The organism is Collinsella sp. SGI.180 (assembly GCF_050313455.1).
Lineage (GTDB): Bacteria > Actinomycetota > Coriobacteriia > Coriobacteriales > Coriobacteriaceae > Collinsella.
Genome location: NZ_JBNPLL010000002.1, coordinates 48867 through 66639, shown reverse-complemented (window position 1 = coordinate 66639; position 17773 = coordinate 48867). Strand labels below are relative to the sequence as shown.

Annotated in this window: 14 protein-coding genes and 2 tRNA genes; all 16 read left to right on the top strand. The window is 62.4% G+C overall.

The genetic code is table 11. From position 1 onward, the window contains the following. Window positions 1-146: 146 nt before the first annotated feature. A complete protein-coding gene (rimP, locus tag ACQRAP_RS01140) occupies window positions 147-641 on the top strand; it encodes a ribosome maturation factor RimP (protein ID WP_427794683.1) in 495 nt (164 codons plus the stop codon). A 1-nt stretch (window position 642) separates the two neighbouring features. Beyond that, complete coding sequence (gene nusA / locus ACQRAP_RS01135) at window positions 643-1890, top strand: transcription termination factor NusA (RefSeq protein ID WP_154515419.1); 1248 nt, start codon at window positions 643-645, stop codon at window positions 1888-1890. A gap of 91 nt (window positions 1891-1981) precedes the next feature. Then, window positions 1982-4657, top strand: a complete 2676-nt coding sequence (gene infB, locus ACQRAP_RS01130) for a translation initiation factor IF-2 (protein WP_427794682.1) — start codon at window positions 1982-1984, stop codon at window positions 4655-4657. Window positions 4658-4668: 11 nt separating this feature from the next. Next, the gene (gene rbfA, locus ACQRAP_RS01125) at window positions 4669-5079 is read left to right on the top strand and encodes a 30S ribosome-binding factor RbfA (RefSeq protein WP_006234038.1); all 411 of its coding nucleotides are present in this window, start codon (window positions 4669-4671) and stop codon (window positions 5077-5079) included. Next, window positions 5072-6115, top strand: a complete 1044-nt coding sequence (locus tag ACQRAP_RS01120) for a DHH family phosphoesterase (protein ID WP_427719632.1) — start codon at window positions 5072-5074, stop codon at window positions 6113-6115. The genes rbfA and ACQRAP_RS01120 overlap by 8 nt, the downstream gene beginning before the upstream one ends. Before the next feature lie 15 nt (window positions 6116-6130). Next, the gene (gene truB / locus ACQRAP_RS01115) at window positions 6131-7063 is read left to right on the top strand and encodes a tRNA pseudouridine(55) synthase TruB (RefSeq protein WP_427794681.1); all 933 of its coding nucleotides are present in this window, start codon (window positions 6131-6133) and stop codon (window positions 7061-7063) included. Beyond that, window positions 7060-8067, top strand: a complete 1008-nt coding sequence (ribF, locus tag ACQRAP_RS01110) for a riboflavin biosynthesis protein RibF (RefSeq protein WP_427794680.1) — start codon at window positions 7060-7062, stop codon at window positions 8065-8067. Before truB ends, ribF begins: the two co-directional genes overlap by 4 nt. Then, entirely contained in the window at window positions 8060-10168 is a 2109-nt protein-coding gene (dnaG, locus tag ACQRAP_RS01105; RefSeq protein WP_427794679.1) for a DNA primase, read from the top strand. The genes ribF and dnaG overlap by 8 nt, the downstream gene beginning before the upstream one ends. Window positions 10169-10278: 110 nt before the next feature. Beyond that, entirely contained in the window at window positions 10279-11622 is a 1344-nt protein-coding gene (rpoD, locus tag ACQRAP_RS01100) for an RNA polymerase sigma factor RpoD (protein WP_427794678.1), read from the top strand. Between the two features lie 367 nt (window positions 11623-11989). Further along, window positions 11990-12064, top strand: a tRNA-Asn gene (locus tag ACQRAP_RS01095). A gap of 33 nt (window positions 12065-12097) precedes the next feature. Further along, a tRNA-Asn gene (locus tag ACQRAP_RS01090) sits at window positions 12098-12172 on the top strand. A 161-nt stretch (window positions 12173-12333) separates the two neighbouring features. Next, a complete protein-coding gene (locus ACQRAP_RS01085; RefSeq protein ID WP_187361832.1) occupies window positions 12334-12723 on the top strand; it encodes an Asp23/Gls24 family envelope stress response protein in 390 nt (129 codons plus the stop codon). 27 nt (window positions 12724-12750) lie between these two features. Beyond that, window positions 12751-14412 (top strand): DAK2 domain-containing protein, encoded by a 1662-nt coding sequence (locus tag ACQRAP_RS01080; protein ID WP_427794677.1) that lies wholly within the window; start codon window positions 12751-12753, stop codon window positions 14410-14412. Window positions 14413-14422: 10 nt separating this feature from the next. Beyond that, complete coding sequence (gene recG / locus ACQRAP_RS01075; protein WP_427794676.1) at window positions 14423-16600, top strand: ATP-dependent DNA helicase RecG; 2178 nt, start codon at window positions 14423-14425, stop codon at window positions 16598-16600. Further along, on the top strand, window positions 16597-17241 hold the full coding sequence (rsmD, locus tag ACQRAP_RS01070; RefSeq protein WP_154515437.1) for a 16S rRNA (guanine(966)-N(2))-methyltransferase RsmD: 645 nt from the start codon (window positions 16597-16599) through the stop codon (window positions 17239-17241). Before recG ends, rsmD begins: the two co-directional genes overlap by 4 nt. Beyond that, window positions 17234-17731, top strand: a complete 498-nt coding sequence (gene coaD / locus ACQRAP_RS01065) for a pantetheine-phosphate adenylyltransferase (protein ID WP_154515440.1) — start codon at window positions 17234-17236, stop codon at window positions 17729-17731. The genes rsmD and coaD overlap by 8 nt, the downstream gene beginning before the upstream one ends. Window positions 17732-17773 lie beyond the last annotated feature (42 nt).

Below are 17773 nucleotides of genomic sequence, written 5' to 3'. Positions count from 1 at the left end.
GAACCTGTGCTCACGCTGACCTGCGGGTTTGTGCTATGGTTGCACGTTTTCGCAGGTATTGGTATAGTTTGCTTGCAAATGAAGTTGTAATTGAAAGAAGTGGGGTTTCGGCCCCGCTTCTTTTTTGTATGGATGGAGGTGCCGCAATGGTCAAGACCAAGATCGAGCAGGCGATCATCGACGCGCTCGAGGCCGTCGCCCCCCAGCACGATGTCGATATTGTCGACGTTGAGCTCGTGGGTGCCACCAAGGCCCCCTGCGTGCGTGTGCGTATCGAGGGTGCCGAGGGTCAGAGCCTGTCGCTCAACGACGTCACGGCCAACACCAAGTGGGTCGGCGACGTGATTGAGGAGCTCGACCCCATCTCTTCGAGCTATACGCTCGAGGTGTCGAGCGCGGGTATGGCGCGCCCGCTGCGCCGTCCGCGTGACTTTGCCCGCTTTGTGGGCGAGGACTGCGAGCTTTCCTCCACCGCCACCGAGGGCCGTCGCAAGTACTCCGGCAAGATTGCCGCCGCGACCGAGACCAACGTAACCCTCGAGCTCGAGGACGGCGAGTCTGTCACCCTCGATTTTTCCGATGTTAAAAAGTGTAAGTTGAAGCCCGTCTATGACTTCAAGCCCGCGAAGGAAGGAAACTAACATGGCAGCATCCGACATGATGTCCGCCCTGATGGAGCTTTGCCAGGAGAAGCACATCGACCAGCTCTACCTGATCGACCGCCTGGAGCAGTCGCTCGCCAAGAGCTATGCCGAGATCCTGCATCTTGAGTGGGGCGCCAAGGTGACCATCGACCGCACCACCGGCAAGATCTATGTCTACCGCCTGGAGCCGATCGACGATTCCATGGACGAGGAGGGCAACTTCACCGAGTTCGAGGAGATCGACGTCACCCCCAAGAACACCAGCCGTATCGCCGCCCAGCACGCCAAGGCCGAGATCAACGCCATCGTGCGCAACTCCGCCCGCGAGCAGATCTACGAGGAGTTCTCCGGCCGTATCGGCGACCTCATCAGCGGTACCGTACTGCAGTCCACACCCGACTTTACGATCGTCAAGATCCGCGAAGGCGTCGAGGCCGAGCTTCCGCACTTTGATCAGCGCCGCTACGAGAACGAGCGCAACGAGCGTCCCATGGGCGAGCGCTATCTGCACAACCAGCACATCAAGGCCGTGATCATTGACGTTCGCGACCCCAACTCCACGCTTCCGCCGGTTCGCGGCGAGCACAGCCGTCCGCCGATCGTTATCTCGCGTACCCACCCCGAGCTCATGCGTCGTCTGTTTGAGCAGGAGGTGCCCGAGATTTACGAGGGCACCGTCCAGATCAAGTCGATCGCCCGCGAGCCCGGCCAGCGCTCCAAGGTCGCCGTCCACTCGCTCGATGACCGCCTGGATCCCGTGGGCGCCTGCGTCGGTCCCAAGGGCAGCCGTGTGCGCGCCGTCGTGGGTGAGCTGCGCGGTGAGCGCGTCGACGTCATCCTGTGGGATGCCGATCCGGCCGTCTACGTCGCCAACGCCCTGTCGCCCGCCAAGGTCACTCGCGTCCTTATCGACGAGGAGAAGGCCTATGCCGGCGTCATTGTGCCCGACGACCAGCTTTCGCTCGCCATTGGCAAGGAGGGCCAGAACGCCCGCCTGGCCGCACGCCTGACCGGCTGGCACATCGACATTAAGTCCGAGACCCTTGCCGCCGACATCCTCAAGAACGTTCCCGTTCACGAGGAGCCTGCCGCCGACCTGATCGGTGACGAGGAGGATGACGACGCCCGTCGCTGCGAGTACGTGTCCGAGGACGGCATCCAGTGCCGCAACCAGGCCCGTCCCGGTTCCCGTTTCTGCGGTGTCCACGACACCGACGCCTTCGATGATGCGGAGGACCTGATCTAGCGCGCGGTTGCGCTGGACAGGTTCCGGCGCACATCCCACGCTCGTTCAGTCTCTAGGCACCCAAGGTGCCAGAAAGGGTAGGTGAAGTCATATGGCAAAAGTCCGTGTGTCCACCCTGGCCAAAGAGTTCGGCATGACCTCCAAGGAACTGATGGGTCACCTCGCCGAAATGAAGATTCCCGCTAAGTCTGCTTCCTCCGCCCTGGAGGACGCTTATGTTGCCATGGTCCGCAAGCAGCTTGCCTCGGTGATCGAGGCCCGCGCCCAGGAAGTCGAGGCCGCCAAGCAGGCCGAGGAGGAGGCTGCCGCCGCCGAGGAGGCAGCGCGTGCCGCCGAGGCCGAGCGCGAGCGCATCGCCGCCGAGAAGGCACGCGAGGAGGAGCGCCGCCAGTTTGCCGCCGCCCAGGCCGCCGAGGAGGCAGCCCGTGCCGAGGCCGAGGCCAAGAAGAAGGCCGAGCAGGAGCGCCTTGCCCGCGAGAAGGAGGAGGCTGCTCGCGAGGCCCAGCGCCGCGCCGTTCCCGCTTCCGACTCCGGTTCGCGCTTCCGTTCGCTGCTCGATCAGATCGCCGCACAGGAGACCGTGCTCAAGGAGAAGAAGGACGCCGAGGACAAGGCCAAGGCCGAGCGCGGCAACCGTCGCGGCGGCAACAGCGATCGTCGTGGCGGCCGTCGCAACGACCGCAACGCCTCCGAGAGCCGCCCGCACAGCCATCGCACCAATGCCAGCAACAATGTCGCTGCCGGCATGGATTTCCCCAACCCCGATAAGCAGGGCAAGGGCAAGAAGCGCAAGGGTGGTCACAACAGCGAAGAGGACCACTACAGCCGCATGGCGCGCGAGGCCGAGGAGTACAGCCGCGAGAAGGTTCTCGAGGAGGCCCGTGCCGCCGTCGAGGAGGCCTCTCGCGAGTCCACCGGTCGCCGCAAGAAGCGCAAGGAGAAGCGCGAGCGCGAGGCCGCTAGGGCTCAGGAGGAGCGCAAGATTGAGGAGGCGCTGGCCCAGGGCGTGAACCCCGAGGAGCTCGACGCCATCAAGGTCTCCCAGGGCGTTACCGTCCAGGAGCTTGCCGAGGCGCTCGACGTTCCGGCCAACGACATCATCAAGCGCCTGTTCCTGCTGGGCACCCCGCTCACCATGACGCAGTCCATGTCCGACGACCTTGTCGAGCTCGTTGCCGACGACTTGGGCCGTCAGATCAGGATCATCACCCCCGAGGAGGAGAACACCTTCTCGTTCTACGACGATCCCGCCGACCTTAAGCCCCGCGCCCCGGTCGTCACCGTCATGGGTCACGTCGACCACGGCAAGACGAGCCTGCTCGACGCCATCCGTCACACCGGCGTTGCTGCCGGCGAGGCTGGCGGCATTACCCAGGCCATCGGCGCATCGCAGGTCATGATCAACGACCGCAAGATCACCTTCATCGATACCCCGGGCCACGCTACCTTTACGGCCATGCGTGCCCGTGGCGCCAAGGTGACCGACATCGTCATCCTGATCGTCGCCGCCGACGACGGCGTCATGCCCCAGACGGTCGAGTCGATCAACCACGCCAAGGCCGCCGGCGTTCCCATCGTCGTCGCCGTCAACAAGATCGATAAGCCCGGCGCCAACCCCGACCGCGTGCGCCAGGAACTCACCGAGTACGGCGTTATCCCCGAGGAGTGGGGCGGACAGAACATGTTCGTCAACATCTCGGCCAAGCAGAAGATCGGTATCGACGACCTTCTGGAGACCGTGCTGCTCCAGGCCGATGTGCTCGAGCTCAAGGCCAATCCCGATACCTTCGCCTCGGGCAACGTCCTCGAGGCCAAGCTCGACAAGGGCCGCGGCTCGGTCGCTACCGTGCTCGTGACCCGCGGTACCCTGCACGTGGGCGATACGCTGGTCGCCGGCCTTACCTATGGCCGCGTTCGCGCCATGCTCGACCCCAAGGGCCGCGCCGTCACCGAGGCCGGTCCCTCCGACGCCGTCGAGATCCTGGGCCTGCAGTCCGTTCCCAACGCCGGTGACGAGTTCCGGGTATTCGAGGACGAGCGCGAGGCGCGCGCCCTGGCCGATGAGCGCTCGCTCAAGGCCCGCATCGAGGAGCAGAGCCGCGTGAAGCACGTCACGCTCGAGAACCTCTTCGAGACCATCGCCGACGCCGAGGTCAAGGAGCTCAACCTGATCATCAAGGCCGACGTCCAGGGCTCCATCGAGGCCCTTCAGGACTCGCTCGACAAGATGGATCAGTCCGAGGTCCGCATCAACACGATCCACTCCGCGGTCGGTGCCATCAACGAGACCGACGTCGTCCTGGCCGACGCCTCCAACGCCATCATCATTGGCTTTGGCGTGCGTCCCGACGGTAAGGCCCGCTCCGCTGCCGAGCGCGAGGGCGTCGAGATTCGTTGCTACGACGTTATCTACAAGTGCCTCGAGGAGCTCGACGCTGCCCGTATCGGCATGCTCAAGCCCACCGAGGTCGAGGTCTCCACGGGTACCGCGACCGTCCTGGACACCTTTAAGGTGCCCAAAGTCGGTATCGCCGCCGGTGTCCGCGTCGAGGAGGGCGAGATCGCCGCGACCGATTCCGTGCGCCTGGTGCGCGACGGCATCGTTGTCTTTAACGGTAAGATCGCCTCGATGCGCCACTACAAGGACGAGGCCAAGAGCCTCAAGAGCGGTTCCGAGGGCGGCATTGGCCTGGAGAACTTCCAGGACATCAAGCCCGGCGACCAGATTGAGGGTTACCGTATCGACCAGGTTGCCCGTACCGAGTAGGGGGTAGCGCTATGAAGCAAACGCAGGCAACCCGCCGTCTGGGCGAGCAGCTTCGCGAGAAGCTCGGTTATATCCTTCTCTTTGAGGTTTCCGATCCGCGTCTCGACCTGGTCACCCTGACCGCGGTCGAGGTCGCGGTGGACCGTTCGTTCGCGCGCGTGTACGTGTCGTGCGATGCGAGCCGCTACGATGAGGTCATGGAGGCGCTCGCCAGCGCCAAGGGTCGCATTCGCAGCCTGTTGGCTCGCTCGCTCGACTGGCGCGTCACGCCCGAGCTCGATTTTCGCATCGATCGCTCGACCGATGAGGCCGAGCGCATTACGCGTGCGCTGGAGAATGTCCCGGCCACGCTGGCGATCGAAAAGGACGAGGACGGCTATCCCATAGCGGATGCCGCCCAGGAGGCAGCTTTAGATGACTAATTCCGCCGACCTCGTCTCGTGCGAGTCTGCAGATATTAAACGACGCATCCTCGAGCTTATCGAGGGTGCGTCCTCCATTGCGATCTCGGGTCATACCTCTCCCGACGGCGATGCCCTGGGCTCCGTGTTGGGCCTGGGTCTCTCGCTCATGAAGGCGTTCCCCGACAAGGACATCGCGCTGCTGCTCGCAGACGACGATCCCGTTCCGCGTATTTACCGCTTTATGGAAGGCGCCGATCGTCTGGTGCCGGCTTCGAGCTTTACGGGCGATCCCGACCTGTTTATCTCGGTGGATGTGCCGGTTGTCGAGCGTCTGAACAACTCGGCCGACGTGCTCCGCCGCTCCAAACATGTGGTGTGCTTTGACCACCATCCGGCGCGCGAGGAGTTTGCCGAGGTAAGCCTGAGGCGTGTCGATGCTGCGGCGTGCGCCATGATCATCGACCGCTTTCTGGATGATTGCGGCATTGTCGTTCGCGATCGCATCGCCACCTGTCTGCTCTGCGGCCTGGTTACCGATACCGGTCGTTTTCAGTATCAGAATGCCGATGCCGCTGCGTTCCATGCGGCCTCGCGCCTGGTGGCGCACGGTGCCGACCCGGCGCGTGTCGCGCTCGAGGTCTATCAGAGCATGCGCGTCGAGTTCTTGCACCTCAAGTCCATCGTCATGGGCCGCATCAAGACGGTCGCGCACGGGCGCGTGGCGTATAGCTACGCGTACGAAAGCGACCTTAAGGAATGTGGCGTCACCTCGGATGAGTGCGACGGCTTGGTCGATGTGGTGCGCTCGGTGATGGGTGTCGAGGTCTGCCTGTTCCTTAAGGGCATCGAGGGCGATACCAAGGTGCGCGGAAACCTGCGCTCCAAGGGCGACATGGATGTCTCCGAGATTGCGGCCAACTTTGGCGGAGGCGGACATCACGCTGCCGCCGGCTTTACCAATAACGGAACGATTTTCGAGACGCTCACCGCGGCACTTCCCATGCTGGCCGAGCTGGTAGGGGAGGACCCCGCTTCGGTGACCGTCGAGCTTTAACTTTTTGGATGGTACATGGCTCGTCGTACGCCTTCTCAATTGAATATGCTGCTCGCCGTCGATAAACCGGTGGGCTGCACGTCCCACGACGTGGTATCGCGGTGCCGGCGCGCCCTCCATGAGCGGCGCGTCGGTCATGCCGGCACGCTCGACCCCATGGCGTCGGGTGTCATGGTGGTGGGCGTGGGCCAGGCTACGCGTCTGCTGGGCATGCTTACCCTCGATACCAAAAGTTACGTCGCCGATATCTCGTTTGGCGCCGAGACCAATACCGACGATGCGGAAGGCGAGGCCATCCGTACTGTTGCCATTGCACCTGATCTGCGCGATCCGGCCTATGCCCGTGAGCGCTTGAGCGCCATGCTGGGCCCTCAGATGCAGGTCCCGCCGGCGTTTTCGGCTATTTCGGTCAACGGCGTGCGCGCCTATAAGTCTGCACGTGAGGGCAATGCCGTTGAGTTGCCTGCGCGCCCGGTCGAGGTATATTCTGCCGACCTGATCGCCGTGAGTGGCGAGGGCGATTCCTGCATTTGGACCGTTGCCTTCTCGGTGAGCAAGGGCACCTATATCCGTGCGCTCGCTCGCGACCTGGGTCGCGCCTGCGATAGTGCCGCGCATATTTCCGCGCTGCGCCGTACCGCTTCTGGCATTGTCTCCATCGGTGCCTGCCATGCAGTCGAGGAGCTTTCTGCCGAGTCCGCTGCCGGCTTTGCCTTGGACCCCATTGCGGCCCTCGGCGCCACGCGCGTCGACTTGCCGGGCAATCTTGCCGACGATCTGCTGTGCGGTCGTCGTATTCCTATTGATCGCGCGCTCGCCGGCTTCGATGTGTCTAAAGCACCGTTTGCGCTGGTGCTCGATGGCGGGTTCAAGGCTTTGGCTCGTATCGAGGATGGTCGCTTTGTGATGGAGCACGTCTTTCCGCAGGCGATCGGCGGTGTTCGATGATGCTGGACCCTCGCGAGCTCGCGCGCACATTTTTTGTGGGCGCGGCGGCGGAGGCCCGCATCGTTTTGGCTGATGCTTTTGGTGACTGCGAGTCTATGGGTGCCGCCTCGATTGCCATCGGCGTGTTCGATGGCGTACATAGGGGACATCGTGAGCTGATCGACGCGGTCATTCGCGATGCGCGCGTCCGCGGCTGCAAAGCGGTTGTCGTAACGTTTGACCCTGATCCAGATGTTGTGGTGAGCCCTGCGCCCGCTCAAAAATTGATGACGACGGCCGACCGCCTACATGCCCTGGCTCAGACTGGGGTCGATGCCGTGGTGGCTGTTCCCTTTACGCCTGCGGTAGCGTCGCTCGACCACGTGGGCTTTCTTGAGCTGTTGGCGCATGCTGTCGACATTCGCTCCATTCGCGTTGGCAGCGATTTTAGGCTGGGCCGCGGCGGTGCCTCGGGCGTTGCCGAGATGAAGGCATGGGGTGTCGAGCGCGGTGTTGACGTGTATGGGCACAATTTGCTGTGCGAGGCCGGCGAGGCTATCTGCGCCACCCGCATTCGACGTGAGCTGAGCTTGGGCCACGTTGAGCTGGCGGCCGATCTACTCGGCCGTCCCTATATGGTGCGCGGCGGCGTGATTCGCGGTCGCCACGAGGGCTCCGATATGGGATTTCCGACGGCAAACCTGCTGGTGCCAAACGGAATCCAGCTGCCTGCCGATGGCGTCTACGAGGGCCTTGTGCTGGTCGACGATACCGTGTGGCCCGCTGCCGTCAACGTGGGCCTGCCGCCGACGTATGCCGACGATGCCGCCTCGGCGCATCTCGAGGCCAACTTGATCGGGTATGCGGGCGACCTGTATGGACGTTCGGTTTCGTTGGCGTTTACGCGTTGGCTGCGTCCTTCGCGCGTGTTTGATTCGCTGGACGAGCTTATCGCGACCGTCGAGGGTAATATTGACGACATCCGTCATAACTTGGGTGAGCAGGGGGTGGGCATCCGTGATTAGCGATGAGGAGAAAGACCAGGTGCGCGCTGCGTCCGACCTGGTTGCCATCGTGCAGGAAACGGTTGAGCTCAAGCCCCGCGGCCATGAGTTTTGGGGTTGCTGCCCCTTCCATGGCGAAAAGACCCCATCGTTTCACATTATCCCCGCTACGCAGGTGTGGCACTGCTTTGGCTGTGGCGAGGGCGGCGACGTCTTCACCTACATCATGAGGCGCGAGAACCTGAGCTTTCCCGAGTCGATTCGCTACCTGGCCGATCGTGCCGGAATTGAGCTGCACGATACCGGCGCGCAGCGCGATCGCGGCACCAAGCGCGCCCGCATCTATGACCTGTGCGCCGAGACGGCCCAGTTCTATCACACCATGCTCATGCGCGGTAAGGACAGCCGTCCGCGCGAGTACTTTGCCAGCCGCGGTATGGGTGGCGACGTCTGCCGTCGCTACTGCCTGGGCTTTGCGCCGGGTCGCAATATGTTGGTGGCCCATCTGTCGCAGAAGGGCTTTACCCCGCAGGAGATGATCGACGCCAACGTGGCCGTGAGCCGCGGGCGCGGACAGCTCGCCGATCGTTTTTACGACCGCGTGATGTTTCCCATCTTTGACGAACAGGGTCATAACATCGCCTTTGGCGGTCGTATTATGGGCGACGGCCAACCCAAGTACCTCAACACCGCCGAGACGAGCGTGTTTCATAAAAAGAGAAACCTCTACGGCTTTAACTGGGCCAAGGAGTTTATCGTCGCGCAGGATACCGCCATCGTGGTGGAGGGATATACCGACTGCATCGCCTGCTGGGAGGCGGGGATCAAAAACGTCGTCGCCACGCTGGGCACGGCGCTGACGGAACATCACGTAAAGACGCTCACCCGTTTTGCCAAGCGCATCGTGTATATGTTCGATGGTGACGCCGCCGGTCAAAAGGCCGCGCGCCGCGCGATTCAGTTTATCGAGCAGGACTCGATGGACCTGCGCTGCGTGGTGCTTCCCGACGGCAACGACCCTATGGAGTTCATCTCCGCGCATGGTGGCGAGGCACTGCAGGCGCGTATCGCCGCCGCCGAGCCCCTCATGGACTTTGTGTACCGCTCACTGCAGGAGTCGAGCGACATTACCACGCCGGGCGGTCGCGCCAAGGCGCTCGAGGATGCGCTGACGCTCATCTATCCGCTGCGCGATAGCTACATGATCGATACGTACTTTATCCAGATAGCCGACCTTCTGGGCCTGGATTTGGAGACGGTACGCTCGAGCTCGGGCCGTGTGTTTCGCGATGTCGCCAAGCGCGAGGACGCCGAGCGTCGTCGCGAGCAGAACTACGAGCGCCAGCGGGCACAGGCCGAGCGCGCAGGCAGCGCGGGCGGTCGGGTGTCCGGTCCGCAGGGGGCATCTCGCGGCGCCTGGGCGTCGGGGACGACGCCGCCGGTATCCGCACCGGTCGAGGAGGAACCGTACGACTATGTGCCGCTCGAGGCCTACGGGGCCGCGCCGGTCGAGGTCGTCGACGATATGCCGCCGATCGATGTGCCTGCTGGCATGGACGCGGCGCCCGCGGGGTCTGCTTCGACCGCTTCCGTTCCGGCGACGCCGATTGTGCTGACCGATCTGGAGCGGAAGTCTCTGGCGGGGGAGCGCGAGCTGTTGACGATGCTCACCAGCTACCCCGACCTATTCCGCGCGTACACCGATCGCATCTGCTCGATTGAGTGGGTAGACCCCCGTCACGAGTCCATCGCGTGGGCCGTGCTCGCGACGCCGCCGGGCACCGACCCCGCGGCGTGCATGGACGCCGCGCGCGCGGTGTGTCCCGAGGCGGCTTCGCTTGTCAGCGCCGGGCGCATCTCGGCGACGAGCAAGCACCCCACCGAGACGAACATCGTCTTTATGCTCGATACGCTTGAGCTTTACACCATCAAGCGCCGTATGCGGGCTGCCCAGGCCAAGCTGCGCCAGGACCGGTCGCTCGACGATGACGCGCGCCGTGCATTGACCATGCAGGCCGCGCAGGATTCTTTGCGCCAGCGCGAGCTCCAGAAGTCGATTGGCGGCGTGGCCGATCCGTTCCGGTTGATTGGTTTGGAGGCCGCGGGTCCCGATCAGGCCTAGATGTTGTGGTCAATCGGCATGTTATCTGCTATATCCAGTCTGAATTTTGGGTATAGACGTGTAAGTGTGTGCTAAAGTAATGTGTCCTGTGGACTACGAAGGGAGAATCTGTGCCAAATAAGACTGAGAGCACGGGTACTGGGCTGGAATCCTACGTTGCTAAGCTCATGGGCAACGGCTCAAACAGGACTTCGGTAACCGAGGACGAGATCCAGGTCGTCCTGAAGGATATCGATGTTTCTGACGAGCAGCTCAACGCGGTCTATTCCGCGCTGCGCAACAGCGGCATCCAGATTATCTCCGCGAGCGGAAACGACGACGCCCCCATGGACGTCGACGATGACGATAACGATACCGACGATTTCGATGACGACGAGGAGCACGATTCCGGCTCGCTCGACGATCATGAGCTTAAGATGGCCCGTCAGGCCGATGCCGAGATGGGTTCTTGCAAGAGCAAAAAGAAGCGCACCGTCCGCACGTCCCGTTCGCGTTCTCGCGTGCGTGGCATCGATGCCTCCACGGTGATGCTGACCGGTGACCCGGTTCGTATGTACCTTAAGGAGATCGGCAAAGTCGACCTGCTGACCGCCTCCGAAGAGGTCGATCTGGCCATGAAGATCGAGGCCGGTCTCGATGCCACCGAGAAGCTCGAGGCCGCCGAGGCGGGCGAGATCGAGCTCACCCGCGCCGAGATGCGTCGTCTGACTCGTATCGAGAACGTGGGCCTCGAGGCCAAGCAGGCGCTCATCAGCGCCAACCTCCGTCTGGTCGTCTCCATCGCCAAGCGCTACGTCGGTCGCGGCATGCTGTTCCTGGATCTGATCCAGGAGGGCAATCTCGGTCTGATCCGCGCCGTCGAGAAGTTCGACTACCAGAAGGGCTTCAAGTTTTCCACGTACGCCACGTGGTGGATCCGTCAGGCCATCACGCGCGCTATCGCCGACCAGGCCCGTACCATCCGTATTCCCGTACACATGGTCGAGACCATCAACAAGCTTGTCCGCGTGCAGCGCCAGCTCCTCCAGGATCTGGGTCGCGACCCGACCCCCGAGGAGATCGGTGCCGAGATGGACATGAGTGCCGACCGCGTCCGCGAGATTCAGAAGATCTCGCAGGAGCCCGTGTCGCTCGAGACTCCTATCGGCGAGGAAGAGGATTCCCAGCTGGGCGACTTTATCGAGGACTCCCAGGCCATCGTTCCGCCCGATGCCGCCAGCTTCTCCATGCTGCAGGAGCAGCTCACCCAGGTGCTCGACTCGCTTGCCGATCGTGAGCGCAAGGTTATTGAGCTGCGCTTTGGACTTGTCGACGGACATCCCCGCACGCTCGAGGAAGTCGGCCGCGAGTTTGGTGTCACGCGCGAGCGCATCCGCCAGATCGAGTCCAAGACCCTGGCCAAGCTCCGCCACCCCAGCCGCTCCAGTAAGCTCAAAGACTATATCGAAAGCTAGTCATGCAAGAAGCGCCCTCAAGCACATCCGCTTGAGGGCGCTTTCATGTAACAAGGGCCGGCAGTTGGGGCACGGGTAGTCTTTTTGGGACGGGGCTTTTTTAGTCTTTTTGGGACGGGGCTTTTTTAGCTGCCCTATCTCAATGCGCGGCTCAAGCTTTAAAAGCCCCAGATTGGGTAGCTAAAAAAGCCCCGTCCCAAAAAGACTACCCTGGGCGTCTGGTTGATTAGTCGTTGGGGACGTTCTTGAATGACTAGTCGTTTAAGAACGTCCCCAACGACTGGGTCGGAAAATTTCTCAAAAAAGTTCTTGCCCTGAGCTGATTCGTCCGTATAATAAACTTCGTTGCTTGAGAGCATGCACCTATTCCTCGGTAGCTCAATGGTAGAGCACGCGGCTGTTAACCGCGCTGTTGTAGGTTCGAGTCCTACCCGGGGAGCCAGAATTTCTCAGCCCAATCTGCTGGGCTTTAAATTCCTCGGTAGCTCAATGGTAGAGCACGCGGCTGTTAACCGCGCTGTTGTAGGTTCGAGTCCTACCCGGGGAGCCAGATTGTAAAACCCGTCGCTTTTGCGGCGGGTTTTTTCATGCCGCGATTGCTTAACGCAAACGTTGCCATATCAACATTTCGTGTCGAGGATGTAATCCCGCGACCCACCACCTCAACATGGCGCGGTCGTTGTAGAATATTGCAATGATTGCTCCCACGACATGGTGCCGCGAGCACCAGATAAGGAGATTCTTGTGTCTGAGACCATTAACGGCAGCCTGAGCGTCTCGAACGACGTTATTGCCGATATTGCCGGTTATGCCGCGATGACGTGCTATGGCGTCGTCGGTATGGCCGAGCAGCTCCAGGGCGCCGAGAGCGTGCGCCTGCTTGCCGGTCAGCGCCTCCGCAAGGGCGTGCTTGTCTCCGCCGACGAGAACGGCCTTACGGTCGACCTTCACGTCGTGCTCGAGAACGGCGTCAACATGAAGTCCGTCTGCCACAATCTTTCGAGCTCCGTTGCCTTCACCCTGCAGGAGATCGCCCAGATCGATCCCGCCAGCCTTAAGATCGGCATTCATATCGACGCGCTCAAGAGCCGTCTGAACTAGCATCCGAAAACGGAGATTCAAATACTCATGATTGTAAAGACCATTCGCACCTGTTTTCCGATCGCTGCGGCTGCCGTTTCCGACAAGGCCGAGGAGATCAATAAACTCAACGTCTTTCCCGTGCCCGACGGTGACACCGGCACCAACATGTCGCTCACGCTCGCCTCGGTGACCAAGGAGCTTTCCGCCCTTCCCGCCGATGCCGATATGGAGGCCATCGCCGGCGCCATCACCCACGGCTCCCTCATGGGCGCCCGCGGCAACTCCGGCGTTATCACCTCGCAGATCCTGCGCGGCGTGGCCGAGGGGCTCGTCTCTGTCGATGAGCCCATCACGTCTGCCGACATCGCGCATGCTTTCCGTCGCGCCGTCAAGGTCGCCTTCCAGGCCGTCCGCAAGCCCATCGAGGGCACGATTCTTACGGTCCTGCGCGACGTCTCGACCAAGGCCGACGAGTGCGAGAAGAAGAAGTTCTCGGCCGAGGACGCGCTCGACGCCATCGTCGTCGAGGCCTACCAGTCTGTGGCTCGCACGCCCGACCTGCTGCCCGTTCTGAAGGAGAACGGCGTGGTCGACTCCGGCGCCTTTGGCTTCGCCATCTTCCTGGAAAACTTCGTTGCCGCTGCTCTGGGCCGCAGCACCGTTGTCGAGGATTTCTCCACCACGTTTGATTCCGCTGGCTCTGCCCGCGATGCGGCCCTCGGTCGCGTCGAGATCGAGGCCAACGACGACTGGGAGGGCTCGGAGTTCCGCTACTGCAACGAGTTCCTCTTTAAGGCCGACGCCCCGTTTGACGAGGACGAGTGCCTTAAGTTCCTGGGTTCCATGGGCGACTGCGAGCTGCTCGTGGGCGCCTACCCCGACTACAAGATCCACGTGCACTCCAACACCCCCAACCTGGTGCTCGAGCACATGCTGCAGCTTGGCCAGATCTACGAGGTCTTTATCCACAACATGGAGATGGAGGCCCACGACCGTACCGCTAAGATCCACGAGGACCAGCAAAAGGCTGCCGAGCCCGCCAAGGCCCTGGGTTTTGTCGCCGTTGCCGCCGGTTCCGGTGAGGCCGACATCCTCAAGTCCCTCGGCGTCGACGTGGTCGTTTCGGGTGGCCAGACCATGAACCCCTCGACCGCCGACCTGCTGGGCGCGGTGGACCAGGTCAACGCGACTTCGGTCATCATCCTGCCCAATAACGGCAATATCCGTATGGCTGCCGAGGCTGCTGCTTCTGCCTGCACCGACAAAAAGGTCGCCGTGGTTCCCACCAAGACCGTTCCGCAGGCGTTCTCCGCTCTGTTCGCGGTGCTGCCCGATTCCGAGCTCGAGGACGCCGTCGCCGCCATGGTCGATGCCATCAGCGAGGTTCGCGATGGCGAGGTCACCCGTGCCGTGCGCGATTCCAGCGCCTCTGACGGCTCGCCGATTCACTCCGGTGACGTCATGGGTATCATTGCCGGCTCCATCGACGTGGTCGGCTCCGATGTGAAGCAGGTCACGCTCGACTGCATCAACCGCATGCAGGAGGAAGAGGAGGGCGACGCGCTGACGATTCTGGCCGGCGAGGAGCTGTCCGATGAGGCCTTCCAGGAGATCGTCGACGCCATCGAGGAGGCTCAGCCCGACCTCGAGATTGACGCCCATCGTGGCGAGCAGCCGCTCTATCCCGTGATCTTCTCGATCGAGTAGGCATCTGCCCATGTCCGAGCTGTGCTCCGTGCCGCGCGTCTCGGAGCGCTTTGCCCAGAGCAATGCGCTCGACGAGGATATCGCGCGACTCAAATATGTTTCGGGTAAACGTGAGGAGGCCCTTCGCCGTCTGGGAATTAGGACGGTGGGGGACCTCCTTCTCCATATCCCTCATCGATATCTGGACTTTACACGCTCCTGGTCCATCGAGATGGCGCCTATCGGTACGGTGTGCACGATCGTCGCCACGGTCGATCGTATCGTTCAAAAGCAGCCCCGCCCGCGTATGCAGGTTACCGAGGTCTCGCTTGTGGACGAGACGGGCGTGCTGCAAGTCGCTTTTTTCCGCCAGCCCTGGATTGCCCAGCAGCTCAAGCAGGGCGATCGCCTGGCCGTGATGGGTAAGGTCGAATTTGCCTACGGCTTTAAGCAGATGGCCTCGCCGCATTTCGAAAAGCTCGAGGACGGGCGTGCCGCGGGCACCATCCTTCCGGTTCACTATGTGAGCGACGGTGTGAGCCAGGCTTGGATGCGCCGTATCGTGAGCGGCGCGCTCGAGATTGTCGGCAATCCCTTCGACCCGATTCCCGCGCCCCTGCGCGCCAAGCGACGCCTTATGAGCAGCGCCCGTGCGCTGCGTTCGATTCACTTTCCCTCGAGTATGGCCGAGCGCGATATCGCGCGCGCACGGCTTGCCTATGAGGAATGCCTCTATCTTCAGCTGGCGCTTCGTCTGCGCAACGACGGCGGTATGGTCGAGGTGGTTCCCTACACCCATACCGCGGGTGGTCATTTGACGGCGCTTAGGCGGGCCCTGCCGTTTTCGCTGAGCGACGAGCAGGAGGCCGCGTTCCAAGACATCCTGCATGACATGTGCGATGGCGACCACGTGATGAACCGCTTGCTGCTGGGCGATGTCGGTACCGGCAAGACCGCCGTCGCCGCCTGCGCGCTGGCAGTCGCGGCCGATTCGGGTACCCAGTCCTGCGTCATGGCACCCACGGGCGTGCTGGCGCGTCAATATGCCGATAAGACCGGTCCTTTGCTCTCGCAGGCCGGTATGTCCTGGGCGCTCCTGACGGGTGCTACCCCGGCCGCCGAGCGCGAGCGCATCCATGCACAGCTGCAGTCTGGTGAGCTCGATGTGCTCTTTGGTACCCATGCGGTCCTTTCGGATAACGTAACGTTTAAACATCTTTCACTCGTCGTTATCGACGAGCAGCACCGGTTTGGCGTGGGGCAGCGCAATGCCTTGCGTGCCAAAGGCCCAGGTGCGGACTTGCTCGTTATGACGGCCACGCCTATTCCGCGCACACTGGCGCTTTCGGTCTATGGCGACCTGGACACGTCCATCATTCGTCATCGCCCCGTCCCTGGGGCCGGCGTCTCGACGCGCGTGCTCACCGAGTCGAGCCGCGACCTGGCTTACGGTGCCATTCGCGAGGCGCATGCCCAAGGACAGCAGGCTTACGTTATCTGCCCGCTTGTGGAGCCGAGTGACTCCGCGGACGATTTGGAAGACGTTCCCGGCATTGCTCGCGACGATGAAGGTCGCGTAACGGTGCCCGTGCCGTTGCACGACACCGCGACCGAGCTCGACCGCCTGCGTCTGGCATTGCCGGGGCTTTCCGTCGAGCGTCTTCACGGCCGCATGCCGGCGGGGGAGAAGGACCGCGTGATCGACGCCTTTAAGCGCGGCGAGATCGACGTGCTCGTCTCGACTACGGTGGTCGAGGTGGGCGTCGACGTGCCCAACGCCACCGTCATGGTTATCGAAAACGGCGAGCGCTTTGGCTTGGCGGCCCTGCATCAGCTTAGAGGCCGCGTGGGCCGCGGCAGCGTGTCGGGCACGTGCCTGGTCATGACGCATTCCAAGGGCAATGGCGGTGTGTCTGCTGCGCAAGACCGCCTGCGGGCGCTCGAAAAGACCGCTGACGGTTTTGCACTTGCGCAGATGGACCTGCGTTTGCGCCACGAGGGCGAAATCTTGGGTTATCGCCAACATGGCGGTGTGACGCTGCGTTTTGTGGACCTGGACGCCGACGAGGATCTTATCGAATGGGCCCATTTGGACGCGGTCGAGCTCTTGCGGTATGCTTGCAACCTTGACTCCGTGGCGACGCGTCCCTTGCGCGATGCGGTCGCCACGCGTTATCGACATATCTTCAAGGAGGTCAGCGGAGGATGAGAATCATCGGCGGTGAATGGCGCGGCCGCAAGATCGAAGAGCCGCGTGGGCGCGATGTCACCCGTCCCACGACCGACCGCGTGCGCGAGGCATGTGCGTCCATGGTCATGTCGGCATTCGATTTCGATCTGGACGAGGTCCGCGTGCTGGATGCCTTTGGCGGCTCCGGTGCCCTGGGAATCGAGATGCTCTCGCGCGGTGCTCGCTCGCTCATCACGTTCGAGATCGATCGCAATGCCGCCCGACTGATCACTAAGAATATCGAGTCGCTGTGTCGCGACCGCTCACGTTGGCGCGTCGTTACCGGCGATGTGTTGGCGAGCGCCTCGCGCGGCCGTGTTCCGGGCGGCCCCTTTGATCTGGTCCTGCTCGATCCACCCTATGCCTTTGGCGCCGAGCCGGTCGAGGAGCTGCTGCGCAATCTTGCCCAGCAGGGCTTGCTGGCACCAGGGGCCTTTGCCCTGTTTGAGCATGCCGCAAGCGACGCGGGCGCTCATCCGGCTGGTTTTGAGACCGTGCGAGAGAAACGCTACGGCATTACCTCGGTTGACTTGCTGCGCTGGGTGGCCGCGGACGAGTGCGACCATGCTAATGACAGCGATATTGACGAGGACGTGCCTTTGGAGGATACCCATGAATGACACTATCAACCGCGTGATCGTTCCGGGTACGTTTGACCCCATCACGTTTGGTCACATCGATGTAATCCGCCGCGCCCGCCGCATTTTTCCCAGCGTGATTGTCGCCGTGGCGGAGTCGCAGGGCAAAAACGGCGTGGGCACCACCTTTATGCTCGATGAGCGCGTGGCGTTGGCCCGCGAGGCCCTGGGCGATATTGACGGTGTCGAGGTACTGCCCTTTACCGGCCTGTTGGTCGATTTTGCCCGTGAGCAGGGTGCGGGTGCTGTGGTCAAGGGCCTGCGCGCCATGACCGACTTTGAGTACGAGCTGCAGCAGGCGGACCTCAACTATCGCCTGGACAACGAGCTTGAGTCCATTTTTGTCATGAGTGCGCCGCAGTACGGCTATATCTCGAGCTCGGTGGTTCGTCAGATCGCATCGCTCGGAAGCGATGTGTCGACGTTTGTGCCGCCCAATGTGGTCGAAGCGCTTAAACATCGCTTTTCGTGACGTTTCATATTGCCTGATGGCATGTGGTAAACTAACACGATG

What these genes read in the sequence shown, in the direction of transcription:
- rimP (WP_427794683.1), top strand. Translation starts at nt 147, where the DNA reads ATGGTCAAGACCAAGATCGAGCAGGCGATCATCGACGCGCTCGAGGCC.
- nusA (WP_154515419.1), top strand. Translation starts at nt 643, where the DNA reads ATGGCAGCATCCGACATGATGTCCGCCCTGATGGAGCTTTGCCAGGAG.
- infB (WP_427794682.1), top strand. Translation starts at nt 1,982, where the DNA reads ATGGCAAAAGTCCGTGTGTCCACCCTGGCCAAAGAGTTCGGCATGACC.
- rbfA (WP_006234038.1), top strand. Translation starts at nt 4,669, where the DNA reads ATGAAGCAAACGCAGGCAACCCGCCGTCTGGGCGAGCAGCTTCGCGAG.
- ACQRAP_RS01120 (WP_427719632.1), top strand. Translation starts at nt 5,072, where the DNA reads ATGACTAATTCCGCCGACCTCGTCTCGTGCGAGTCTGCAGATATTAAA.
- truB (WP_427794681.1), top strand. Translation starts at nt 6,131, where the DNA reads ATGGCTCGTCGTACGCCTTCTCAATTGAATATGCTGCTCGCCGTCGAT.
- ribF (WP_427794680.1), top strand. Translation starts at nt 7,060, where the DNA reads ATGATGCTGGACCCTCGCGAGCTCGCGCGCACATTTTTTGTGGGCGCG.
- ACQRAP_RS01085 (WP_187361832.1), top strand. Translation starts at nt 12,334, where the DNA reads ATGGTGCCGCGAGCACCAGATAAGGAGATTCTTGTGTCTGAGACCATT.
- ACQRAP_RS01080 (WP_427794677.1), top strand. Translation starts at nt 12,751, where the DNA reads ATGATTGTAAAGACCATTCGCACCTGTTTTCCGATCGCTGCGGCTGCC.
- recG (WP_427794676.1), top strand. Translation starts at nt 14,423, where the DNA reads ATGTCCGAGCTGTGCTCCGTGCCGCGCGTCTCGGAGCGCTTTGCCCAG.
- rsmD (WP_154515437.1), top strand. Translation starts at nt 16,597, where the DNA reads ATGAGAATCATCGGCGGTGAATGGCGCGGCCGCAAGATCGAAGAGCCG.
- coaD (WP_154515440.1), top strand. Translation starts at nt 17,234, where the DNA reads ATGAATGACACTATCAACCGCGTGATCGTTCCGGGTACGTTTGACCCC.